This is a genomic window from Pseudomonas sp. (genome assembly GCF_046581935.1).
Classification (GTDB): domain Bacteria; phylum Pseudomonadota; class Gammaproteobacteria; order Pseudomonadales; family Pseudomonadaceae; genus Aquipseudomonas.
In genome coordinates, this window is record NZ_JAYGFK010000020.1 from 70,230 (window position 1) to 93,601 (window position 23,372).

The 23,372-nt window shown below is 60.7% G+C and carries 22 protein-coding genes; 7 read left to right on the top strand and 15 right to left on the bottom strand.

All coding sequences use genetic code 11. From position 1 onward, the window contains the following. Positions 1 to 88 precede the first annotated feature (88 nt). From VCA57_RS18520 to VCA57_RS18535, 4 genes are all read right to left on the bottom strand, one after another. Entirely contained in the window at positions 89 to 964 is an 876-nt protein-coding gene (locus tag VCA57_RS18520; protein WP_411186539.1) for a DUF4198 domain-containing protein, read from the bottom strand. Between the two features lie 26 nt (positions 965 to 990). Next, a complete protein-coding gene (locus tag VCA57_RS18525; RefSeq protein ID WP_411186540.1) occupies positions 991 to 1,503 on the bottom strand; it encodes a DUF2271 domain-containing protein in 513 nt (170 codons plus the stop codon). A gap of 10 nt (positions 1,504 to 1,513) precedes the next feature. After that, complete coding sequence (locus tag VCA57_RS18530) at positions 1,514 to 2,113, bottom strand: PepSY-associated TM helix domain-containing protein (RefSeq protein ID WP_411186541.1); 600 nt, start codon at positions 2,111 to 2,113, stop codon at positions 1,514 to 1,516. A 120-nt stretch (positions 2,114 to 2,233) separates the two neighbouring features. Beyond that, on the bottom strand, positions 2,234 to 4,468 hold the full coding sequence (locus tag VCA57_RS18535; protein WP_411186542.1) for a TonB-dependent receptor domain-containing protein: 2,235 nt from the start codon (positions 4,466 to 4,468) through the stop codon (positions 2,234 to 2,236). Positions 4,469 to 4,715: 247 nt separating this feature from the next. On the opposite strand from VCA57_RS18535, the gene VCA57_RS18540 reads away from it, so the two are divergent. The 3 genes from VCA57_RS18540 to VCA57_RS18550 are packed head-to-tail and all read left to right on the top strand — an operon-like array spanning position 4,716 to position 7,035. Then, complete coding sequence (locus VCA57_RS18540; RefSeq protein WP_411186543.1) at positions 4,716 to 5,459, top strand: 5-oxoprolinase subunit PxpA; 744 nt, start codon at positions 4,716 to 4,718, stop codon at positions 5,457 to 5,459. Further along, positions 5,456 to 6,133 carry a 5-oxoprolinase subunit PxpB gene (pxpB, locus tag VCA57_RS18545; RefSeq protein WP_411186544.1) on the top strand — a complete coding sequence of 226 codons (678 nt, stop codon included), beginning with the start codon at positions 5,456 to 5,458 and terminating at the stop codon, positions 6,131 to 6,133. The genes VCA57_RS18540 and pxpB overlap by 4 nt, the downstream gene beginning before the upstream one ends. Beyond that, positions 6,130 to 7,035, top strand: coding sequence for a biotin-dependent carboxyltransferase family protein (locus VCA57_RS18550; protein ID WP_411186545.1), 906 nt, complete (start codon positions 6,130 to 6,132; stop codon positions 7,033 to 7,035). The genes pxpB and VCA57_RS18550 overlap by 4 nt, the downstream gene beginning before the upstream one ends. 155 nt (positions 7,036 to 7,190) lie before the next feature. Here VCA57_RS18550 and lnt read toward each other — a convergent pair whose 3' ends face one another. The 5 genes from lnt to miaB all read right to left on the bottom strand — a co-directional run bounded on the left by lnt (position 7,191) and on the right by miaB (position 12,610). Next, the gene (lnt, locus tag VCA57_RS18555; RefSeq protein ID WP_411186546.1) at positions 7,191 to 8,711 is read right to left on the bottom strand and encodes an apolipoprotein N-acyltransferase; all 1,521 of its coding nucleotides are present in this window, start codon (positions 8,709 to 8,711) and stop codon (positions 7,191 to 7,193) included. Between the two features lie 122 nt (positions 8,712 to 8,833). Beyond that, positions 8,834 to 9,673: an HlyC/CorC family transporter gene (locus tag VCA57_RS18560; protein ID WP_411186547.1), complete on the bottom strand. Its 840-nt coding sequence runs from the start codon at positions 9,671 to 9,673 to the stop codon at positions 8,834 to 8,836. A gap of 41 nt (positions 9,674 to 9,714) precedes the next feature. Beyond that, entirely contained in the window at positions 9,715 to 10,188 is a 474-nt protein-coding gene (gene ybeY, locus VCA57_RS18565) for an rRNA maturation RNase YbeY (protein WP_411186548.1), read from the bottom strand. Beyond that, positions 10,181 to 11,179: a PhoH family protein gene (locus tag VCA57_RS18570; protein ID WP_411186549.1), complete on the bottom strand. Its 999-nt coding sequence runs from the start codon at positions 11,177 to 11,179 to the stop codon at positions 10,181 to 10,183. Before VCA57_RS18570 ends, ybeY begins: the two co-directional genes overlap by 8 nt. An 87-nt stretch (positions 11,180 to 11,266) precedes the next feature. Then, a complete protein-coding gene (gene miaB / locus VCA57_RS18575; RefSeq protein WP_411186550.1) occupies positions 11,267 to 12,610 on the bottom strand; it encodes a tRNA (N6-isopentenyl adenosine(37)-C2)-methylthiotransferase MiaB in 1,344 nt (447 codons plus the stop codon). A 404-nt stretch (positions 12,611 to 13,014) separates the two neighbouring features. On the opposite strand from miaB, the gene VCA57_RS18580 reads away from it, so the two are divergent. Next, on the top strand, positions 13,015 to 13,338 hold the full coding sequence (locus VCA57_RS18580) for a DUF1820 family protein (RefSeq protein ID WP_411186551.1): 324 nt from the start codon (positions 13,015 to 13,017) through the stop codon (positions 13,336 to 13,338). Between the two features lie 178 nt (positions 13,339 to 13,516). Here VCA57_RS18580 and VCA57_RS18585 read toward each other — a convergent pair whose 3' ends face one another. From VCA57_RS18585 to VCA57_RS18605, 5 genes are all read right to left on the bottom strand, one after another. Further along, the gene (locus VCA57_RS18585; RefSeq protein ID WP_411186552.1) at positions 13,517 to 14,068 is read right to left on the bottom strand and encodes a tetratricopeptide repeat protein; all 552 of its coding nucleotides are present in this window, start codon (positions 14,066 to 14,068) and stop codon (positions 13,517 to 13,519) included. Between the two features lie 92 nt (positions 14,069 to 14,160). After that, positions 14,161 to 14,817 (bottom strand): DUF6962 family protein, encoded by a 657-nt coding sequence (locus VCA57_RS18590; protein WP_411186553.1) that lies wholly within the window; start codon positions 14,815 to 14,817, stop codon positions 14,161 to 14,163. Continuing rightward, entirely contained in the window at positions 14,817 to 16,106 is a 1,290-nt protein-coding gene (gene hemL, locus VCA57_RS18595; protein WP_411186554.1) for a glutamate-1-semialdehyde 2,1-aminomutase, read from the bottom strand. Before hemL ends, VCA57_RS18590 begins: the two co-directional genes overlap by 1 nt. 54 nt (positions 16,107 to 16,160) lie before the next feature. Beyond that, positions 16,161 to 16,787, bottom strand: a complete 627-nt coding sequence (gene thiE, locus VCA57_RS18600) for a thiamine phosphate synthase (RefSeq protein ID WP_411186555.1) — start codon at positions 16,785 to 16,787, stop codon at positions 16,161 to 16,163. A gap of 13 nt (positions 16,788 to 16,800) precedes the next feature. Then, positions 16,801 to 17,595 (bottom strand): hydroxymethylpyrimidine/phosphomethylpyrimidine kinase, encoded by a 795-nt coding sequence (locus VCA57_RS18605; protein WP_411186556.1) that lies wholly within the window; start codon positions 17,593 to 17,595, stop codon positions 16,801 to 16,803. Positions 17,596 to 17,811: 216 nt separating this feature from the next. On the opposite strand from VCA57_RS18605, the gene VCA57_RS18610 reads away from it, so the two are divergent. The 3 genes from VCA57_RS18610 (at position 17,812) to VCA57_RS18620 (ending at position 22,602) form a co-directional block, all read left to right on the top strand. After that, positions 17,812 to 20,193 (top strand): 7TM diverse intracellular signaling domain-containing protein, encoded by a 2,382-nt coding sequence (locus VCA57_RS18610; protein WP_411186564.1) that lies wholly within the window; start codon positions 17,812 to 17,814, stop codon positions 20,191 to 20,193. A gap of 118 nt (positions 20,194 to 20,311) precedes the next feature. After that, a complete protein-coding gene (locus VCA57_RS18615; protein ID WP_411186557.1) occupies positions 20,312 to 20,950 on the top strand; it encodes a TetR/AcrR family transcriptional regulator in 639 nt (212 codons plus the stop codon). After that, complete coding sequence (locus VCA57_RS18620) at positions 20,950 to 22,602, top strand: acyl-CoA dehydrogenase family protein (protein ID WP_411186558.1); 1,653 nt, start codon at positions 20,950 to 20,952, stop codon at positions 22,600 to 22,602. The genes VCA57_RS18615 and VCA57_RS18620 overlap by 1 nt, the downstream gene beginning before the upstream one ends. A gap of 71 nt (positions 22,603 to 22,673) precedes the next feature. Here the strand turns inward: VCA57_RS18620 and VCA57_RS18625 are convergent, their stop codons facing one another. After that, entirely contained in the window at positions 22,674 to 23,093 is a 420-nt protein-coding gene (locus VCA57_RS18625; RefSeq protein ID WP_411186559.1) for an MFS transporter, read from the bottom strand. Positions 23,094 to 23,372 lie beyond the last annotated feature (279 nt).

Consider the following 23,372-nt stretch of genomic DNA (forward strand, 5'->3'; position numbering starts at 1 on the left):
GTTGACCAGCATAGGGGCGTAGCCCGGATAAAATCCGGGATGGCCGTGGAGATCATCCGCGGATTGCATCCGGGCTACAGGTGCAAGGCTACTGAGGCAGCACTTCCAGGGTGGTGCTGTAGGAGGCGCTGCGCTCAGTGGCCGGGGCGCTAACCCCTTCGCGGGTGCTCAGTTCGGCCTCCAGCCAGTACATGCCCGCGTGTGGCCAGGTAATGCTGATCTTGCCGGCGGCATCGCTGGTGGTTTTGATCTCGCCCAGCTCGTCACGGTAGCGGTTGCCGCCGGGTATCACGCTGACTTCCACACCAGCAGCCGGCTTGCCATCAAGCAACAGGCTGAACTCGGCAGCTTCGCCGGCGAACAGATCGTTAGGGTGGGTGATCGGGGCCAATTCCAGGCCGGAACCGCTGGTTTTCAGTGCGTTGGTGGTCGGGTTGCCGGAGGTGACGAAGACTTCCATGCGGCTGCTGGTTTGCGCCACTTTCAGGTCAGTGGCGTTAGCCGGCACTTGCTTGGCGAACGCTTCGGCGCTGCCCATCCAGCGGCGCATCTGGCCGTTTTCCTTGTAGCTGGCGAACAGGCCGCTGTTGGCGATGGCCAGTTTATAGGTGCCTTTCTGGGTCAGGTGCAGGTCGAAGGTGCTGCGGTAGCGACCGATGTTGCCGTTCTCAGCTTTGGCAGCGCTGCCATCCGGGGCCAGCAGTTGCAACACGGCGGCTGGGCGTGGGCGCATGCCGGGAGGTCCGCCGGCTGGCGTGGTGCCGAGGTTACCGATGCCTTGAATGCGCAGCGGGAAGTGTTCGAAGTAGAACAGGTCGTTGGATACGGCGGCGTCTACCGTGATCCACGGGTCTTCGCCGGACAGTACGGTGGCCGAGGGCAGCATCCAAGCGCGGTGAGCCTGGGCGGAAAGTGGCAGGCAGATGGCCAGGGTGAGGGCGGTCCATTTAACCAGAGGGTGCATGGCGGGCTTCCTTAGTGGGCTGAGGTTCAAGGCGTCAGTTGCAAGGTGATTTGACCCAGTTCGCTGCTGCCCTGGGTGCTTTGTGTGGCGGGCTGCTGAGGTGGCCAGGTGAACGGCAGGCGCAGCAGTTCGCGGCCGCCAACCTCGCGGGCGGCTTCTACCACCACGCGGTATTCGCCGGCGGGCAGCGCGTTGAAGGGCGCATCAGCACTGCTGAAGCTCAGGCTCTGCTTGCCGACTGCACGGGTCGCGCCGCTGATGCCATCGACTGGCATCTCCAGGCTACGGCCGCTGCGTCGCCACCACTGGCGCAGGTCTTTGAGCCATTTTTCGCCTTCTTTGTCCTTGAGCTTCTGGTCGTACCACACTGCCAGGTTGGCGACGTGTTGCTGATCCGGTTGCTCCAACCAGATCGCCACATAGGGACGGTGATATTCCGCCACCTGCAGGCGCGGAATCTCCAAGTCGAGCTGCAAGTCGGCAGCCAGGGCTGATGTGCTTAGTAGGGCGCAGAGGGGCAACAGCAAGCGTTTCGGCATAACAGTGTCCTTAGTGAATAAACAGCAAAGCCAGCAGCACGGGTAATACCAGGCCCAGGCCGAGCATTGGCCAGGTGCTGGGGCGGTTGCCGGCATAGCGTTGCAACAGCAATAGGCCACTGAGGCTGAACACCACGCACAACCCGGCAAATACATCGATAAACCAGGACCAGGCCGCGCCGGTATTGCGCCCCTTGTGCAGGTCGTTGAGGTAGGCGATCCAGCCGCGGTCGGTGGCCTCAAACTCCAGCGCACCAGATTCGATATCCAGGCTCAGCCAAGCGTCGCCGCCAGGGCGGGGCAGGCCGATATATAACTCACCATCCGACCATTCGGCGTCACGGCCATCCAGGTGAACTGCCAGTTCGCTTTCCAGCCATTGGCGCAGGGCCAGCGGCAAGCCCTGGTTTGGCATCTGGTCTTGCAGCGTGGCCTGCAGCGCGTCAGGCAATTGCGCTTGATGGCTGGTGACCTGCGGTTTGGCTTCGATCTGTGCCGCATGGTTGAGGGTTATTCCGCTCACGGCGAATAGCAGCATGCCCGCTAGGCAAAGGGCCGAACTGATCCAGTGCCATTGGCGGAGGGTGCCGAGCCAGAGGAGAGCATTCATTGAGTTAGTGTGATGACGAAGTGGGTAGTGATTCTATAAAGGCTTAGATGCAAATGCTGAGTCTTTACAAAGAATATACATTCTCAACATGGCCCGCCGTTGAGCGGGCCATGTGCTGGCTTAAAACGTCAGGTTGGCGGAAAGCCACAGGCGGCGACCTTCTTCCAGGGTGCCGCTGGTGGACTGAGAGGCTTGGATGTAGCTCGAGGCCCAACTGGTGGCACCGGTGTTGGTGGTGTAGGTCTTGCCTTTGGTGAAGTCTTTGTCGAAGGCGTTGTACAGCGTGGCGTTGAGCGTAAGGTTCTGCGAGGCCTTGTAAGAGCCACCGAGGTGGAAGACCTCGTAGGCTTTCAGGTCGCCGACCTGATCCTGTAGGGCTTTGTTAGCCGCAGTAAGGTTCTCGTACTTGTCGGTGAAACGCGCCCGTTCGCCACGGTATTCACCCTTGAACCACAGGGTCAGGCGGTCAGTGGTATTCCAGCTCAGGCGTGCATGGGCCATATGCTCGGGAGTGTTGGTCAGTGGTGCCCCTTTGTTATCACCGCTCTTTTGCTCGCTGTCGGTGTAGGTGTAGTTCATCGACAGTTTCCAGGCTGGGGCGAAAGCCCAGCCACCTGCCAGCTCCAGGCCTTGGGTCTCGGCCTCACCGATGTTTACGCTCTGGGCGAAGCTTTCCTGGGTGAAACCGCTGCCGTAGCTGACGCACCCGGGTTGATTTGGATTCGCCGTGTAGAAACAGTTGTTCAGCGGAGTACCGCTGTCGATCTTGTCTTTGAATTTGTTGTGGAACAACGTGGCATTGGCGTCGAAACCGGCCAGGTTGTCGAAGTACACGCCGAATTCGGTATTGGTGGTGATCTCCGGCTCAAGGTCTGGGCTGCCGATGGTGATGGTGCGGCCCTGACCCGTTACACCGCTAATGCCGTCGTGCAACTGGTTCAGCGTCGGGGTCTTGTAACCCCGGCTGACGCCGCCCTTGAGGGTCCAGTTGTCGGTGGTGTTCCATACCAAATAAGCGCGTGGGCTGACGTGGCCGCCAAAGGCTTCATGGTCTTCGTAGCGTGCGCCGAGGGTCAGCGCCAGGTCGTCGCGTAGCCGCCATTCGTCTTCAAGGAACAGTGCCCAGGAGGTTTGCTGGAATGTTTCCGAGGCAATGCCGTCCTTTACTTCAGCGTCCCAGTACTGGCCGCCGATGGTCGCAATGTGGCTGTCACCTAGAGGGCTAACCAGTTTGCTGTCGACGATCAGGTCGGTGGACTTCAGCTCACGGTCGTTGCCCGCGACGATAGCCGGATAACCGCTGTAGGCCACGCCGCGGGTGCCCGGAATGGTTCGGCCGATGGTTTCGGTGGTGTTGTGCGTGATGCTGCTATCCAGGGTGCCGAAGCCCAGGCGGGCGGTGTGGCTCAGGGCGAATTGATCGCGTTCGAAGCGCAACTCATCGTCATAGCCATTGATGGTGTTGGGTGAGTCGGTGGTGCAGCCATCTGCCGGACTACCGCCGGTTTTCCCATCCAGATTGCCCAGTTGGCAGTCATCGTTGTTGTACACCTGGCGGCCTTTTTCGACGTCCAGGGAGATGTCGTGTAGCTCATTCGGCGTCAGGGTCAGGCGCGCGCCAGCGCTGTAGTTACGGCCCTCGACCGGGGAGGCGCCGCGCCGGCTAACGGTGCTGTCATTATCGAAGCTCAGGTCAGACTCTTTACGGTCGAACAGGCTGCCGCGTACGGCCAGGCCAAGCAGGTTGTCAACCAAGGGGCCGCTGGCATACAGGCTGGTGCTGTTGGTTTCGCCATAGTCGCGGTTTTCCTGAAAGGTGTGGTCGAGGCTGATCGCAGCGCCCCATTCCTTGGCGACCTTTTTGGTGATGATGTTTACCACCCCGCCCATAGCGTCGGAGCCGTATAGGGTCGACATCGGGCCACGGACTACTTCGATGCGCTCGATGGCCGACATCGGCGGCATAAAACTGGTCGAGGTTTCGTTGAAGCCGTTGGGCGTGACGTTCCCCGCCGTGTTCTGCCGGCGGCCATCAATCAGGATCAGCGTGTAATCGCTGGGTAGGCCACGGATGCTGATGTTCAGGCCGCCCGTTTTGCCGGTGCCCTGGCGCACGTCGATGCCCTCGACATCCTCAAGCGCCTGGGCCAAGTTGCTGTAGCGTTTTTGCTGCAGGTCTTCTTGACTCAGCACACTGATACTGGCCGGAGCGTCGGTAACTTTTTGCTCAAAACCAGAAGCGCTGACCACAACGTCGTTCAGGGTAATCGGCTCATTGGCGTGGGCGTTGGCCATAACGGCGCTGGCGAGGGTGATGGCGCTGGCCAGAACGGTGCGGTTGCAAGCGGAAGACATTGAGGGCTCCAAGCATTGGGATGAGAAATCTGGTGCGGATGGTAATGAGTTGCAAATAAGGTTCAATCCCGTATTTCCCTGAAGTTGTTTCAGTCCCCGATTTTTATCCGCAAGGCCAGAGCCGGCGGGCTCTCTAGTCAGTTGTAAATTATGTAAAGAGGCCGTGAGGGCCGAGGTTAGGCGAGCCCATTAAGAGAAAAACAGTCCACTGCCTTGCGCTGCGGCGTAGGCGCTTTAAGCTGCGCGGATGAACAGAATTCTTCTTAACTGCGACATGGGTGAAAGCTTCGGCGCGTGGCGCATGGGTGATGACGTGCATGCCATGCCGCTGGTTGATCAAGCCAACTTGGCCTGCGGCTTCCACGCCTCAGACCCACTGACCATGCAGCGCACCGTCGCTCTGGCGGTGCAGCATGGGGTGAGCATCGGCGCGCACCCGGCTTATCCGGATCTGCTCGGATTTGGTCGGCGGCATATGGCTTGCTCTCCGGAGGAGGTCACTGCGCTGGTGCTGTATCAGCTCGGCGCGCTGGATGCCTTCTGCCGTGCGGCCGGCACCCAAGTGGCCTACGTCAAACCGCATGGCGCGCTGTACAACGACCTGGTGCGTGACGATGCGCTGTTGAGCGCGGTGCTGGAGGCCTGCGCCAGCTTCCGCAAGGGCTTGCCGCTTATGGTGCTTGCTCTGGCCGATAACAATCGCGAGCTGCGCCTGGCCGATGCCGCCGATGTGCCGCTGATGTTCGAGGCCTTTGCCGACCGGGCGTATCTGGCCGATGGCCAACTGGCTCCACGGCGTTTGAGCGGCGCGGTGCACCATGATCCGCAGAGGATTATTCAGCAGGCTCTGGCCATTGCTCAGGGTGAGCGGTTTGCCGATATCGATGGCAAACCGCTGCAACTTCGCGCGGACAGCCTCTGTGTACATGGCGATAACGCCGACTCTCTGGCGGTGTTGCGGCGTTTGCGAGCGCAACTGGACGCCCTATGATCCGCCTTGAACCAGCGGGTGCCGAGGCCTTGTTACTGGCGCTGACTGAACAGCCCGATGGCCAGTTGCCGCTGCGCATCGCCTTGTTGGCCGAGCGTATCCGCGGTGAGCTGGGCGATGTGCTGACCGATCTGGTGCCTGGCTGGAACAGTTTGCTGTTGCACTACGACCTGATGCGTACCGATCATTTGCAGCTGGCCGAGCGCCTCAAACCGCTGCTTGAACGCTGGCTGGCCGAGCCGCTGGCGGTGCAAGGCGGGCAACTGCATGAAATCCCCATCTGCTATGACGGCGAAGACCTGGCTGAGGTCGCCCGGCTGTGCCAACTGAGCACTGCTCAGGTGATTGAGCTGCATACGGCGAGTGAGTACCACGTCGGTGCGATTGGCTTTGCCCCAGGCTTTGCGTACCTCGCCGAGCTGGACGCGCGGCTGGCGTTGCCGCGTCGCGCGACCCCACGGCTATCTGTTCCCGCTGGCAGTCTGGCGATTGCCGAGCGGCAGACGGCGATCTACCCGCAGCGTTCACCCGGCGGCTGGCACCTGATCGGGCGCTGTCCCTGGGCGCTGTTCGATGTCGCGCAGACGCCGCCATGCCCGCTGGCGTTGGGCGATCGGGTGCGTTTTCGCAGTATCGATGAGCGCGACTTTATCCGTGAGGGCGGTCAGTTGTGAGTGGCCTGCTGGTGCTCAAGCCGGGTCCGCAGAGCCTGTTACAGGATGGCGGGCGACGTGGCTGGCAGCACCTCGGTATATCGCCGGCTGGGCCGCTGGATTGCCACGCCGCCGCTTGGGCCAATCACCTGCTGAACAACCCGTGGGGTACGCCGTTGCTGGAAGTCGCCTTGGGCGGCCTTGAGCTACAGGCACAGGTCGATACCTGGGTGGCGGTTTGTGGCGCGCAAGTGCTAGTGCATGTGGATGAGCAGCCGCAGCCTTTGTGGACGCGCTTGCCGCTGCACAAAGGCCAGCGGCTAGTTTTGGGTTTTGCCAGCAGTGGTCAGCGCGCTTACGTGGCGGTGGCGGGCGGCTTTCTTGCGCCGGCGCTGCTGGGCAGTGTCAGCGTGCAACTGCGTGAAGGCTTGGGGCGGGCGTTGCAGGCCGGCGATGTGCTGACCTGCCACTCGGCACATTTCAATCACGCCGCCAGCGTGCCTTGGCCGTATCTGCCGGATTACCGCAAAGCAACCTTGTTGCGGGTAATTACCGGTGGTGATGCGGCGAGTTTCGCCCAGGAACAGTTACAGGGCTTCTTTGCTCAAGTCTGGCAACTTAGCCCGCACTCCGACCGCATGGGCGCGCGGCTGATTGGCGAGGCCGTGCAGCCACCGCTGCGGCAGTGGTCATTGGGCGTTGCGCGCGGGGCGATTCAGGTGCCGCCCGATGGCCAGCCGATTATTCTGCAGGCGGATCAGCAAACCATGGGCGGTTACCCCGTGCTCGGCTGGTTGCATCCGCTGGATCAAAGCCGCCTGGCTCAGTGCCCGGCGCATCATCCCCTACGATTCACCCCAGTCAGCATCGCTGACGCCCAGGCTGAGCTACGCGAGTTTTACCGTTTCTTTCGACGGGTATAGGCGCTTTTGTAGGGTGGGTTAGCGTGTAGGGTGGGTTAGCAGCGCAGAACCGAGATGTGGAAACCCATGCCGGACCTGAGCGCTGCGTAACCCACCAAGCGATAGTCGGCCTTCCATCGCCTGGTGGGTTAGCGTGTTACGCGAGTGCGTTGCCCCTACAGTGTCTTGGCCATCCGGCTGGCGAGCAGCGCCCAGCCAAACAGCAGCAGGCAGACGACCAGCATCGGCCAGCCGCGCCAGTACAGGTAAGGTGTCAGCCCCTGCATGGGTTGCACTTGGCCATACAACACCGCTTGTTCAAACTGCGGCAGTTGCTCGGTGATCTGGCCGTTCGGGGCGATCAGCGCGGTGACGCCGTTGTTGGTCGCACGGATCATCCAGCGGCCGGCCTCCAGGGCACGCATCTGCGCCATTTGCAGATGTTGTAGCGGGCCGATGGAGCGGCCGAACCAGGTGTCGTTGCTGATGGTCAGCAGCAGGTCGCTTTGCGCCGCCAGGCTTGCCGCAAACTCCGGGTAGACCACTTCATAGCAAATAAACGTGGCAATCGCATGGCCCTTGGCTTGCAACAGGCTTTGTTCAGCCGAGCCACGGGCAAAGTCGGACATCGGCAGGTCGAAGAAGGCAATCAGGCCACGGAGCAGGTCCTGCAACGGTACGTACTCGCCGAAGGGCACCAGCTTCTGCTTGAGGTAGTCGCCGCTGCCCTGACCAACCACACTGATGCCGTTGTAGTAGCGTTGCTCGCCGCGCTCGTTGCTTTGGCGAATCGGCACGCCGGTAATCAACGCGGCATTACGCCCATTGGCGTAGGTATTGAGCATGCCCAGATAACCTAGCGCACGATCTTTGAGCACCGGGATGGCAGTTTCTGGCCAGATGATCAGGTCGGTCGGTTTGGCGCTGAAGGTCATGTCGCGGTACAGCGCGAGCTGCGCGTTGAGCTGCTCGGGGTCCCATTTCATGCTTTGTTCGATATTGCCTTGCATGGCCGACACGCTCAGCGGTGCGCCAGAGGCGTGAGTCCAGGCGTGGCCTTTGAGGGCGACTCCGGCAATCCATGGTGCGCACAGCAGGATAATGCCGGTGGCAAGAAACGCCTTGCGCGTGCGCAGGCGCGCCAGGTTCACCAGCAGCGCCGCGCTCAGCGCCAGGCTGAAGGACAGCAGCCACACGCCACCCACCGGGGCCAGCCCAGCAAGCGGGCCATCTAGCTGGCTGTAACCGGCATATAACCAGGGGAAACCGGTGAGAAACCAGCTGCGAAAGGCTTCCTGCGCGAGCCACAGTGCGGCAAAGGCCAACGCATCGGCCAGCGGCGCTTCAACCCGGCGCAGCCAACGTGTCCAGACCCAGGCGCTAAGGGCGAACAGCAGGCCCAGGCCACCGACAAACAGCAGCGTGAGAAATGCCGCCAAGGGCGGTGAGGCCGCGCCGTAGTCGTGAATGCTCACATACACCCAGCTGGTGCCAGCGGCGAACAAACCAAAGCCATAACTCCAGCCGCGCAGGGTGGCCTGGCGTGGTGTCAGGTCGCGCAGGCCCAGGTAGAACAGTGCTATGGAGAGGATGACCAGCGGCCACAGGTCATAGGGTGCCAGTGCCAATGGCGTGATGGCTCCCGCGAGTAGGGCGATCAGGTTGCCGGGCCAGCCAGGTCGGGTTATCCAGTGCATTGCATGCAGATCCTTGGATTGAGGTGGCGCAAAGGATAAAGCGCGCTATCGGGCGGGGGAAGGTGTAGCGGATTTATCGCGGAGTTGCTGCGGCCACCACTGAGGGTGGCCGCGCACGTCGATCAGTTATTGATCGGGCTTAGGCGCAGCAGGTGAATGCGCCGGCTGTCGGCATTGAGTACGCGGAAGCGGTACGCACCGATTTCGGTGACTTCGTTGCGCTTGGGCAGGTGGCCGAAGGCGCTCATCACCAAACCGCCTACGGTGTCGAATTCGTCATCGGAAAACTCGGTATCGAAGGCTTCGTTGAAGCTGTCGATCGGCGTCAGTGCCTTGACCAGGAAGTCGCCGCTGGGCAAGGGTTTAACGTAGCTGTCTTCCTCGACGTCGTGCTCATCTTCGATGTCACCGACGATCTGCTCAAGCACGTCCTCGATGGTTACCAAACCAGCGACGCCGCCGTACTCGTCAATGACCACGGCCATGTGGTTGTGGTTGGCGCGAAACTCGCGCAGCAGCACGTTGAGGCGCTTGGACTCGGGCACGAAGGTGGCCGGGCGGAGCATGTCTTTAATATTGAAGTTGGCTTGTTCACCTTGCAGGATCAGTGGCAGCAGATCCTTGGCCAGCAGGATGCCGACCACATCGTCGAGGCTTTCGCCTACCACGGGATAGCGCGAGTGCGCGGCTTCAATGATCGAGGGCAGAAACTCTTTGGGCGACTGGTTGGCCTTGATGCTCATCATCTGCGAGCGCGGCACCATAATGTCGCGGACCTGCAGGTCCGCGACCTGAATTGCGCCTTCGACAATGGCCAGCGCTTCGCTGTCGAGCAGCTTGTTCTGATGCGCTTCGCGCAGCACTTCCAGCAGTTCCTTGCGGTTTTTCGGCTCATGAGCAAACGCTTGGGTCAGTCTATTAAACCAGGACGTCTGCTCGTTGCTCGATCGGTCTTCGCTCATGGTGGTTACTCAGGAACCTTCTGTGTTGTCAGTTGGATGGATTATTCGTGATCGGCGTAGGGGTCAGGATGACCCAGTTCAGCCAGCAATTCTCGTTCCAGCGCTTCCATCTCTTCGGCTTCTTCATCTTCGATGTGGTCATAGCCGAGCAGGTGCAGGCAGCCGTGGATCACCAGATGCGCCCAATGCGCTTCGCTGGTTTTCGCTTGTTCGCCTGCTTCGCGCTCAACCACCGGTACGCAGATCACCAGGTCGCCGAGCAGGGGGATATCCAGCAGCGGAATGCCGCCCACCTCATCCGGAACATCGGCAGGGAAGGATAGTACGTTGGTGGCGTAATCTTTATGACGCCAGGTGTTGTTGAGCTCGCGGCCTTCGGCTTCATCAACCAGGCGAATGGTCAGCTCGGAGTCGGCGCTGCGCTGGCGCAGGGCAAGCGTGCACCAGGTACGAAACTGTGCCTCGCTCGGCAGGGCGCTGGCATCGCTGGCAATTTGCAGGTCAAGCTCAATCATGCCGCTGTACCTTGGCGTCGAAGGGGGCCTGGCTGGCCTCGAACCGCTCGTAAGCTTCGACGATGCGCTGCACCAGTGGATGGCGCACCACGTCTTTGGGGTTGAAGTGGGTAAAGCTGATACCAGGCACGTCACGCAATACTTCAATCACGTGGGTCAGGCCGCTTTTGGTGCCGCGCGGCAGGTCGATCTGGGTGATGTCGCCGGTGATCACCGCCGTGGAACCGAAGCCAATCCGGGTGAGGAACATCTTCATCTGTTCCAAGGTGGTGTTCTGGCTTTCGTCGAGGATGATAAAGCTGTTGCTCAGCGTGCGGCCGCGCATGTAGGCCAGCGGCGCGACTTCAATCACCTGTTTCTCGATCAGCTTGGCCACCTGCTCAAAGCCGAGCATCTCGTAGAGTGCGTCGTACAGCGGGCGCAGATAGGGGTCGATCTTTTGCGACAGGTCGCCTGGCAGGAAACCGAGCTTTTCGCCCGCTTCTACCGCCGGGCGTACCAGCAGGATGCGGCGAATCTGTTCGCGCTCCAGGGCGTCCACCGCGCAGGCCACGGCCAGGTAGGTTTTACCAGTACCCGCCGGGCCAATGCCGAAGTTGATGTCGTGATCAAGAATGGCTTTGACGTAGCGCTGCTGATTAGCCCCGCGTGGGCGAATCATGCCTTTGCGGGTGCGCAGGGCGACGCTGGCTTCGACGGTTGGGTTGTTCATCTCCTCGATTCCGGACTCCTGTAGGAACAGGTGTACCAGATCGGGTGATAGCTCGGTGTTTTCAGCTTCGCGGTACAAGCGGCGGAGCAATTGCTCGGCGGCGCGGGTTTGCCCTGCGGTACCGACCAGTTCGAACTGGTTGCCACGGTTGCGAATTTCGATGGCCAGGCGCGATTCAATCAGGCGCAAGTGCTCATCAAATTGGCCGCACAGGTTAGCGAAGCGGCGAGCCTCGAAGGGTTCAAGGATAAAGCGAAGAGGTTCTATGGGTGCGTTCAAGGTCGTTTGATGGCCGCCAGTCGGCTGGGGTAGTGAGCGGAGAATAGCGCTAGCGGCCGCGAGGGGGAAGCTCGGGCCGCTACGGCTTTAGTTGGAGGCCGTTTCGCTGAGCAATGTGCCGCGTAGCGAGTTGGGCATGGCCTGGTCGATATGCACATCAACGAACTGACCAATCAAGCGCGGGTTGTCACTGCGGAAGTTGACCACGCGGTTGCTCTCAGTGCGACCCTGGAGCATGCCGGGGTCTTTTTTCGAGTAGTCGTTGACCAGAATGCGTTGCACGGTGCCTGCCATGCGCCGGCTGTTTTCAAAGCCCTGCTGGGTGATGCGGTGTTGCAGCAGCGCCAGGCGCTGCTTTTTCAGTTCCAGCGGGGTGTCGTCTGGCAGGTCGGCTGCCGGGGTGCCAGGGCGTGCGCTGTAGACGAAGGAGTAGCAGAAGTCGAAACCAACATCCTCGACCAGCTTCATGGTCTGCTCGAAGTCTTTCTCGGTTTCGCCGGGGAAGCCGATAATGAAGTCCGAACTGATCAGTATGTCTGGCACGGCAGCGCGCAGTTTACGAATGCGCGACTTGTATTCCAGGGCGGTGTGGTTGCGCTTCATCGCCGCGAGAATCCGGTCGGAGCCCGATTGCACCGGGAGGTGCAGGTATTTCACCAGCTCGGGAATCTCGGCGTGGGCCTGGATCAGTGCGTCGGAGAATTCCAGCGGATGGCTGGTGGTGTAGCGAATGCGGTCGATGCCGTCGATGGCCGCCACGGCGTAGAGCAGTTCGGCGAAATCAGCGATTTGGCCGTTCTGGGTGGCACCCCGGTAGCCGTTGACGTTCTGCCCCAGCAGGGTGATTTCCCGCACGCCGTGTTCGGCCAGGTGGATGATTTCACTGAGCACGTCGGCCATTGGTCGGCTGACTTCTTCACCACGGGTGTAGGGTACGACGCAGAAGGTGCAGTACTTGCTGCAGCCTTCCATCACTGAAACGTAAGCGCTAGGGCCGTCGATACGGGGCTCGGGGAGGCGGTCGAACTTTTCGATTTCCGGGAAGCTGATATCGACTTGGGCTGTTTTGGTGGTGCGCGCTGCGTCGATCATTTCCGGTAGGCGGTGCAGGGTTTGCGGGCCGAACACCACGTCAACGTAGGGGGCACGACCCAGGATCGCCGCGCCTTCCTGGCTGGCAACGCAGCCGCCGACGCCGATCACCAGCTCCGGGTTTTCCAGCTTCAGTTCACGCCAGCGGCCGAGTTGAGAGAACACTTTGTCTTGGGCTCTTTCGCGAATCGAACAGGTGTTGAGCAGGATGATGTCGGCATCGTCCGCTTTAAGGGTGATTTCCAGGGCTTGATGTTCGCCCAGCAGGTCAACCATGCGCGAGCTGTCGTACTCGTTCATCTGGCAGCCGTGGGTTTCGATATAAAGCTTCTTGGTCATGCGCGCTCAACAAAGGGTGGTTCGAAGAACCGCGCATTATAGGGGCCGAAGGCTCGGGTTCCTAGGGGCTGTTGCCGTTTCGTTCGCGGCCGCGCCGGAGCCAGTTTTGGCGCGAGGCAAGGCACGAGATACGAAGTTTAGCGAGCTAAATGAGTCATCGAGAAACGCAGCATCGCGCTAAAACTGGCCCGGCCCGTAGGGTTGCGCGGGAAATAGCCCCCGCTGTTATTGCAGGACTTGGCAAGGGAACAACCATTACCTGCGTCCTGCGCCTAACCGGGGGCCATTTCTCGCAGCAAAACGGCTCGCGAACGGAACGACAACAGACCCTAGCATTGGCTGCTTGGTGGCTATGCTATGATCCGTGCCCTTTCGATAAACCCTTCGGTACGAACTGCATAACCATGAGCAAGCGCGAACCCATCTACAAGGTGATTTTCCTCAACCAGGGCCAAGTGTTCGAGATGTACGCCAAGCAGATCTTTCAAAGCGATCTGTGGGGCTTTCTGGAAGTGGAGGAATTCGTCTTCGGTGAGCGCACCCAGGTGGTCGTCGACCCCAGCGAAGAAAAGCTCAAGGCGCAGTTCGATGGCGTGGTGCGCAGCTTTATTCCGATGCATGCGATTGTGCGCATCGACGAAGTCGAGCGCCTTGGCACGCCAAAGATCAGTGAGGCCAAGGGCGGCGGTAATGTGATGGCGTTCCCCATGCCGATGCCGGACAAATAAGAACCTGCATACGATCTGCTGCGCGTCGGCCCTGCTGCTGTTTTTGCCTTACATGACTCTAGCTCGCGAGCTCTTAAACAGCGTCTAAGCGCGTCAGCACGTAGGATGGGTTGAGCTTGCGATACCCATCATTTCGCCGCATAGGTATCGCCCACTCAACCAGCGCGGCCGACCCTTCCTACGGTAGTGGCGCGAACGGCGAGCTGAGGGTGTCGGCGTTCTGCAATTCCAGCAGGTAGTTGCGGAAGATTTGGCCGAGCACCTGGCTGGCAATTTCCAACTCATTTCGCGGCATTTGTGCGGCAATCAGGTCGGCACTATCCATGGCGTCGTCCGAGCCGTTTACCGCCGCCATCTTCAGCACGATATAGGCCTGCACGGCGTTCGCCTGCACACCTTCGCCACGAAAGAACATCATGCCCAGCTGGTATTGCGCTTGCGCATGGCCTTGTAGCGAGGCTTGTTCGAACCAGTGCAGTGCCTGGTTGAGGTCGCGTTCAATACGCTTGCCGTCGTAATAAAACTCCCCCAGTTCGTATTCCGCCTGCAGGTCGCCATTACGGGCGGCTTGCTGGCAGGCATCTAGTGCGTCGGGCAGGTCTTCGGGGGCGGTATTGAATGAGCAGCTGCCAGGCGCGGGGATCAGCAAGGAGTTGCCGCTCGCTGAGGCGAGCAGTGGCAGCAGGAGCAACAGGCAGCCCAGAGACAGGGTGCGGCCGGTGCGTTTCATGAAAATCCATTTACCTCGGGATGCAAGTCAGGCGACACGCCTGGTCGGCGGAATGCGACGGCCGCCACATTATGAAATAAGCGACGGCGTTCTTACAAAGTCTTTACTGGGTTTTCTTCGCTATTGCCGATTTTTGTGCTGCCAGGGAGGTTCAGTAATAGCCAGGCCAGCAGCAAGTAAGCCGGACTCAGCAGGACGTGAAACAGGTCCACGCGGCGTAGTGGGCCAATAAAACCTTGGCTGCCGATGACCAAACCCGCCAGGAGAAACAAGCCAACCACCACGAATGCGGTTGCCGCTGGTGCGCGGCGCGGCCATTGCACTGCGCCGGCATAGGCAATCAGCAGCAAGGTCGCCAGGTTGAGCAGTAGGCGGTAATGCTCCAGTTGATTCATCTGGCGGAACAATTCGAAGAATGCACACAGCCCCAGCAGGATTCGCCCCCAGTTGGCGCGGCTCCATTGCCAGCCGCGTCCTAGCGCCAGCGCGGCTGCTCCCAGCAGCGGTAGGCCGAGGAAGCTGCTGGCCTGGCTCAGCCACAGATGCGCCGGCTGCGCACTCGGATCGATACCAAAGCGCACGACCCCAGCGGCGGCAGCTGCCGCCGGTAGCAGAAAACCCAATAGCGCGCAGAACAGCGCCGGCTGATCCGCTTCGCCATAGCGCTTGCGGGCTTTGCTGATGGCGATTGCGCCCGCCAGGCAGGCAATGGCCAGCAGGGCATCGGACAGCGCAGTGCTGTACTGCATCAGGCTTGCTTCAGTTCGGCAAAAGCGCGCTCGGCGGCGTCGAGAGTGATTTTCAACTCGGCATCGCCGTGGGCAATCGAGGTGAAGCCGGCTTCGAAAGCACTCGGTGCTAGATAAACGCCGCCGTCCAACATCAGGTGGAAGAAGCGTTTGAAGCGCTCAGCATCGCTAGCCATTACATCGTCGAAAGTGACGATGTTGTCGGCGCCGCTGAAGTACAGGCCAAACATGCCACCTGCCTGGGTGGTGACGAACGGGATGCCGGCAGCATCGGCAAGCGCTTGCAGGCCTTGCAGCATGCGGCTGGTGTAGTCGCTCAGCTCGGCGTGGAAGCCCGGGCGCTTGATCAGGCGTAGGGTGGTCAGGCCAGCGGCCATGGCCAGCGGGTTACCCGACAGGGTACCGGCCTGGTAGACCGGGCCGAGTGGGGCGATGCAATGCATGATTTCGCGCTTGCCGCCAAAGCAGCCAACGGGCATGCCGCCGCCGATGATTTTGCCGAATGTGGTCAGGTCTGGCGTTACCCCGTAATACGCCTGCGCGCCACCGAGGGCGACGCGGAAACCGGTCATCACTTCGTCGAAGATCAGCACTACGCCGTGTTTGTCGCACTGCTCGCGCAAGCCTTGCAGGTAGCCCGGCGCTGGCGGTACGCAGTTCATGTTGCCGGCTACTGGCTCGACGATGATGCACGCCACGCTGTCGCCGACTTCGCTGAGCATCTGCTCGACGGCTGCGATGTCGTTGAAGGGCAGGGTCAGGGTGTGTTTGGCGAAGTCCGCCGGTACCCCAGCGGAGCTGGGCACGCCTTGGGTCAGCAGGCCGGAGCCGGCTTTTACCAGCAGGCTGTCGGAATGGCCGTGGTAGCAACCTTCGAACTTGATGATGTTGTCGCGGCCGGTATAACCACGGGCCAGGCGAATGGCGCTCATGGTTGCTTCGGTGCCGGAGCTGACCATGCGCACCATTTCCATCGATGGCACCAGGCTGCACACCAGGTCAGCCATCTCGGTTTCCATGGCAGTCGGTGCGCCATAGGACAGGCCATGCTGCAGTTGATTGCGCACCGCGTCGAGCACTTCAGGGTGGCTGTGTCCGAGGATCATCGGGCCCCAGGAACCGACGTAGTCTACATAGCGCTTGTCGTCTTCATCGGTGACATAAGCGCCTTCCGCGTGCTTGAAGAACAGCGGCGTGCCGCCGACGCTTTTAAAGGCGCGCACTGGCGAGTTAACGCCGCCAGGAATGTGCTTCTGCGCGTGACTAAAGAGCATTTCGGAGCGGGACATGGCAGGGCCTCTCAAATGTTGAGTTGGGGCGAGCCGGGTCGCCCCTGATAGCAATTAATTAGGGGTAAACAGGGCGCTAAAGGCGCGGGCGCGGCGCTCGACTTCAGCGGCTGAGTCGGCACCGAACAAGCCGTGAACCACTGCGACCATGCTGGCGCCGTGGGCAATCAGCGCGGGTGCGTTGTCCAGTGTCACGCCGCCGATGGCGACAATCGGCAGGTTGAATTGGGCTTTCGCCGCAGCCAGCAACTCGACGCTGGCGCTGGGCGCGCCTGGCTTGGTGGTGGAGTTGAAGAAGCGGCCGAAGGCTACATAGCTGGCGCCTTCCTTGGTGGCTGCTTCGGCCAGTTCCAGTTGGGCGTGGCAGGTGCCACCAATGATTGCTTTGCGTCCGAGCAGGGCGCGCGCGACGGACAGTGAGCCGTCGCTTTGCCCAAGATGCACACCTACACCAAGGCGGGCTGCCAGTTCGGCGTCATCATTGATGATCAGTGCTGCGCCGTAGCGATTACACAGCTCTCGCAGTGCCTCTGCTTCGCGCAAGCGGCGGGCGTCATCGCTCGACTTGTCGCGGTACTGCAGCAGTGTCGCGCCGCCTTTGAGCGCCGCTTCCACATAGGGCAGCAATCTGCCCTTGAGTAATTCGCTGTCGGTGATGGCATACAGGCCGCGTAGTTTCATCTGAGGCGCTCCATCAGCAAAAGTCTAAGGGCAGGCGGCGCGGAATGTACTGGCCGTGGCCGGGCTGTTCGGCGTCGCGTAGGGTGCGCCAGGTGTAGTCGAGGGCGAACTGTACGGCGCTGACCAGTTCCTGGCCTAGGGCAAGGCGGCCGGCTAGGGTGCTGGCCAGGGTGCAGCCAGAGCCGTGGTAGCTGCCGGGCAGGCGTTGGCAGGTAAAGGTGTGGCGGCTGCCATCCCGGCTGTACAGGCGATTGTGTACTTCGCGTTCATCACCATGGCCGCCGGTGATCAACAGGTGGCGGATATAAGGCAGGAGCTTTTTGGCGCACTCATCGGCGCTACCTTGCGGTAGATCGGCGAGAATGCGCGCCTCCGGCAGGTTTGGCGTGGCGATGGTCGATACGGCAAACAGACGCTCGCGCATGGCGTAGCCAACTTCGTCCTTGCCCAGTGCTCCGCCGCCGCCAGCACGCAGCACCGGGTCGCAGACCAGGGGGATACCCGGCAGGCGCTGCATGATTTCCAGTACGGTTTCGACCATCTCGACCGAGCCGAGCATGCCCAGCTTGACGGCTTCAACCTGCAGGTCGTTGATCACCGCATTGGCTTGGGCTAAAACCCATTCGCGGTCGAGTACGCGGAAGTCGGAAACATTGACGGTGTCCTGCACGGTTAGTGCAGTCACGGTAGGGGCGGCGTGACAGCCTTGGGCGAGCAGGGCTTCGATATCGGCTTGCAGGCCGGCACCACCACTTGGGTCATGACCGGACAGGCACAGCACTACGGGGCGAGAGGTAGGCATTTTCATGGTGCGCGAGCTTACCACCAAACCACCGCTTGCAGGCCTCAGGAAAGCGCTCTAGGCAGACGAGTTGTATGGCTGCGGTTGATGCGCTGCAAAGTCGCTTGTATTGCGCAACGTGCTAGGTTTTCGCGGTGGGGGCCTATGCTAGAGTGCGAAATTCTTGAAAACACTGTTCCAGTGGCGCGTATAGCGGCTACTGGCTCACTCTGGCTGAGCTGCATGCACTACATCCTTCTCTGTTTCTTCATGCTGCTGCCAGGGTTGGCCAGCGCATTGGTTTTTGACGAAAACACGCGCAGTCTGCCGCTCGGCAATGCCATGTCGGTATTCGAGGATGTGCGCGGTGTGGCCAGCATTGAAGACATCACTTCACCGGCCTTGCAGGGTAGCTTTCGCCAGCATGAAAAAGACGTGCTAAACGCTGGTTATTCGCGCTCGGTATTTTGGCTGCGCCTGGATCTGGAATACCGCCCGCAGCATGCGATGGCTACCCACCCTTGGTTGCTGGAATTGGCCTATCCGCCGCTCGATCATGTGCAGCTGTATTTGCCAGATGCCGATGGGCATTACCAATTGCGCCAGCACACCGGCGATGCCATGCCATTCGCCAGTCGCGAGATCAAGCAGCACAACTATGTGTTTGAGCTGCAATTACCACCGGGGCAGCGGCAAAGCGTCTATCTGCGCCTGGAAAGTCAGGGCTCGATCCAGGCCCCGCTAACCCTCTGGTCACCCAATGCGTATTTGGAAGAGCAGCCAGCGCGCATCTATGTGCTGGGCATCATCTACGGCGTGCTGCTGGTGATGCTGATCTACAACCTGTTTATCTTCCTCAGCGTGCGCGACACCAGCTACCTGTATTACATCTTCTATATTGCTTCCTTTGGCCTCTACCAGTTGTCGGTCAACGGTGCGGCTATCGAGTACTTCTGGCCCAACAACCCCTGGTGGGCTAATGCAGCTACGCCGTTCTTGATCGGCGCGACAGCGCTGTTCGGTTGCCAATTTGCCCGTAGTTTTTTGCATACCTCTGAACACAGTCCCTGGGTTGACCGCAGCCTTTTAGTGCTAATGGCGTGCGGTGCACTGGTGATGACCTTGGCGCTGACGGCCAGTTACGCGCTGTCGCTGCGCCTGGCCACTTATCTGGCCCTGATGTTTACCGTGGTGATCTTTGTCTCGGGCATTCTGGCCTGGCTGCGCGGCATGCGCGTGGCGCGCTATTTCATCATCGCCTGGACGGCCTTCCTGGCTGGCGGTGCGATCAACACGCTGATGGTACTCGGCTATCTGCCCAATATCTTCCTCACCATGTACGCCAGCCAGATCGGCTCGGCGTTGGAGGTAGGTCTGCTGTCGTTGGCCTTGGCGGATCGGATCAATGCGATGAAAGAGGAGCGTACGCGCATCCTGCAAGAGGCCGGGCTAAATCTCGAAGCGTTAAACCAGGAACTGGCTAACAGTAATCGCCTGAAGGATGAGTTTCTGGCCACTGTCACCCATGAGCTGCGCACACCGATGAATGGTGTGATCGGCTCGCTGGAGTTGATGCAAATGCTCAATCCCGAGGGTGAGCTGGCGCATTATCAAAAGACCGCCGCCAGTTCAGCCCGCGACATGATGCGCATGGTCAATGACATCCTCGCGTTGACGGAGTTACAGGCCGGTCGCCTCTATCCGCGACGTGAAACATTTAGCCTGCGTGGCCTGTTCGACAGTCTGCGCGCCCAGCACGCGCCGCGCGCGCAAGAAAAGGGGCTGCGTTTCACTCTGGAATTGGATGACAGCCTCCCGGATACCCTGGAAGGCGATCCTCGCAAGCTGTTGCAGAGCCTCAATTGCCTGCTGGACAACGCCATCAAGTTCACTGCGCACGGCGAGGTGCGGGTGCGCGTTAGTCGGGTGGGTGTTGCGAATAACATCCTGCCGCTGCGGATCGACGTGATTGATACCGGCGTGGGGTTTGCGGTGCCGCTCGACGGCAAGCTGTATCAGCGCTTTCAGCAGTTGGACGGCTCGATGACCCGCGAGTATGGCGGCTTGGGTATTGGTCTGGCGATTTGCCGACAGTTGGTTGACTTGCTCGGCGGCGACCTTAGCCATGAATCGCAGCCAGGTCAGGGCAGTTGCTTTCGCCTGGAGCTGCCACTGACCTTGCCGGTGCAGCAGGCGGCGCCAGCGCAGAGCGCTGCGCCGGTTAATGGCCCAGCATTGCGCCAGCCTGAACAGTGTACGGTGTTGATCGTCGAGGACAATGCGATCAACCAACTGGTGATCCGCGGCATGTTGCTCAAGCTGGGTTATCAAGTGCGCACGGCGGACAACGGCGCAGAGGCCTTGGATGTGCTGCGCAATGAGCGTGTTGACGCGGTGCTGCTGGATTGCCAAATGCCCGTGATGGATGGCTTTGCCACCTGCCGCGCCTTGCGCAACTTGCCTGGGTGTCAGGCATTGCCAGTCCTGGCAATCACCGCCCACAGCCACAATGGCGACCGCGAGCGCTGCTTGGCTGCAGGCATGAGTGACTACCTGGCCAAACCGGTGAAATTCGAGCAGCTACGCAGCCTGCTGCACGGCTGGGTGCTGAGCCGCGAGGTCTGATTTATTTGCGGGATGCGCCAGAAACTGGCTGATATGCCTGCTGTTGTGCCCGAAATCACCCTTTAGCCAAGCTCTGAATGCTGATTCACTCAGGCAATAGTGAATCAGGGTTCAGATTATGGTCTATCGCACCACCGCCATACGTATTGATCGTGATCAGGCGCTGCGTGAGCGCATTCTTGGCGCTGCTCTGGCGCGGGTGGCCGGAGGCGGTTTTGCCGCGCTGACCATGCAGGCACTGGCTGAAGATGTCGGCATTGCCACCGGTAGCCTGTACCGCCATGTGCGCAATAAAAGTGAGCTGGCGGCCGAGGTTTTTGCCCTGGCTTGTCAGCGCGAAGTCAACGCTTTAGCGGCTAGCGTGCGCGCGCCTGGTAGCCCGGTGCAGCGCCTGGCTGCCGGGCTTGAGCGGTTTGCCGCGCGGGCTTGGGACAGCCGGCAGTTGGCATTCGCGCTGATTGCCGAGCCGGTTGATCCGCTGGTGGATGAACAGCGCCTGCTCTACCGCGAAGCCTATGCCGAGCTGTTCGTTGAGTTGCTAGAAGAGGGCGTCGCTCAAGGCGTGTTCCGTGTGCAGCAAATCAATCTGGTCGCCGCTTGCCTAGTCGGTGCGATTGCCGAAGTGCTAGTCGGTCCTCTGTCTCCGCCAGCGCGTGCGGCCCGTGAAGCCGGTTATCCGGCCCCTAGTCTGGCCGAAGTCAGCCAGACCCTTGTGACCTTCTGCCTACGCGCCGTGGGCGCCGAGGACTTCCAGTAATGCATGCTAGCCAACACGCCGAAACCCATGAAGTGTTCAATCAGGTGCCGCCATTGGACGGCGCTAACCTGTACCGAGTCGACTTGCCTCTGCAGGAGTGGACCAAGCGCTTCGGTGGTGGCTGGGCCGAGCAACGTTTAGACGTTTATGGCTGTCTGGCGGGCGGTGAGTTAATGGCCGCCGGTTTTCTCGCCAACGAGAACAAGCCGGTATTCAAAAGCCACGACCGCTATGGTCATCGCGCTGATCTGGTGGAGTTCCACCCGGCCTATCACCAGTTGATGAGTGCCGCCATCGAGCATGGCTTGCCGTCCATGCCCTGGACCGACCCGCGCGCCGGTGCACAGGTAGCCCGCGCTGCCATGAGCTACCTGCACAGTCAGGCCGACGCTGGTAGCGGTTGTCCGTTGACCATGACTTTTGCCGGCGTGCCCGCGCTCAAGTTGCAGGCCGATGTGGCCAAGGTGTGGTTGCCGAAAATCCTCTCCACCCAATACGATCCACGCAACCTGCCGATTGAGCAAAAAACCGGTGCGACTATCGGCATGGCCATGACCGAGAAGCAGGGCGGCACCGATGTGCGCGCCAATACCACACGGGCTTACCCGGTGGGTCTCGGTGGCTCGGGGCAGGCCTACGAATTGGTCGGCCACAAGTGGTTTTGCTCGGCGCCCATGTGCGATGCCTTTCTCACTCTGGCGTATACCACCAAGGGTCTGAGCTGCTTTCTGCTGCCGCGCCATCGCCCGGACGGCACCCGCAACGAGTTTTATATCCAGCGCCTGAAGAACAAGCTGGGCAATTGCTCGAACGCCTCCAGTGAGGTCGAATTCCGTGGCGCACTGGCCTGGATGGTCGGTGAGGAAGGCCGTGGCGTACCGACCATTATTGAAATGGTTGCCTTGACTCGATTTGATTGCATGGTTGGCTCCAGCGCTCTGATGCGTCAGGCGCTGACTCAGGCCACGCATCACTGCGCGCACCGCCAAGTGGGTGGGCGGGTGCTTAGCGAGCAGCCGTTGATGCAGAACGTGCTGGCTGATCTGGCCCTGGAGAGCGAAGCGGCATTGGCCTTGACTATGCGCATGGGTAAAGCCCTGGACCATCCGCATGATGCCGCTGAGGAGAAGTTTGCCCGCCTGATTACCGCCGTGGGCAAGTATTGGATCTGCAAACGCGCGCCGGCCATGATCAATGAAGCCGCCGAGTGCATGGGCGGTGCTGGCTATGTTGAAGACACCATCCTGCCGCGCCTGTACCGCGAAGCACCGGTCAACTCCACCTGGGAAGGCTCGGGTAACGTGCAATGCCTGGACGTGCTGCGTGCCCTGTCCAAGGAGAGTGGCGTGCTGGATGCGCTATTTAGCGAGCTGGGCGATGGGCATGGCGATGCGCGCCTAAAAACGCATATTCAGCAGTTGCAGGCGGACTTTCGCGACACCGCCGATATCCAATACCGCGCCCGCCAACTTACCGAGGATGTGGCCTTGGCGCTGCAGGCCAAACTGCTATTGGAAGCCGGCAACGCTGTGGTCTCCGATGCTTTTATTGCCAGTCGTTTGGGCGGCCAGGGCGGGCGGGTCTACGGCACCTTGCCGCGTGGTGTAGATGCTCAGGCGCTGATTGATCGCAGCACACCGCATCTGCTTTGAAGTTCTTGGCTGTGCATAAGCCGCTGCAGTGCTTGTACCCACCTGCAAGGCAGCGGCTTAAGTTCGATCAGCTAGGCGTGCTGGCGTGGTTTGGTTTTTTGCTTGGCCATTACGCTGCCCAGTGCCGTTATAACGAATATGCCAGCGGCTAGACTCAGGGCCAGCGGTAGGCCTTGAGGGTTGCTGTGCATTAATGCGCCGCTGAGTAGCGGGCCGAACAGGCTGCCGATGCCCCAGAGCAGCCCGACGCTGGCGTTGGCGGTGATCAAGTCCGGGCCGCGGAAATCCTGTCCGATCAGGATCAGTGCCAGCGTGTAGATCCCTCCCGCGACAGCCCCCAGCACGATCAACGCTGGCCATAGCAGAGCAGGCAGCGTTATCAGCCAGGGCAGGGCCAGGCCGAGGCTCAAGGTCAGAACGCCGCAGGTGAGGTGCAGGGTGCGCCGGTTGCAGCGGTCGGCGATCCAGCCGAGGGGCACCTGGAAGAGCATGTCGCCGGATAGGGTCTGTTCCCGTTTCGTCGCAAGCCGCGTTGCTGCGAAAAATCTCGCCAGGCTAGGCGGAGGACGCAGGGAATGGTCGTTCCCTTGCCAAGTCCTCCAACACCGCATGGCGAGATTTTGCGCGCAACCCGAAGGGCCGGGCCCGTTTTAGCGCGATGCTGCGTTTCTCGATGGCTCATTTAGCTCACTAAACTTCGCATCTCGTGCCTTGCCTCGCGCTAAAACTGGCTCCGGCGCGGCCGCGAACGAAACGGGAACAGACCCTAG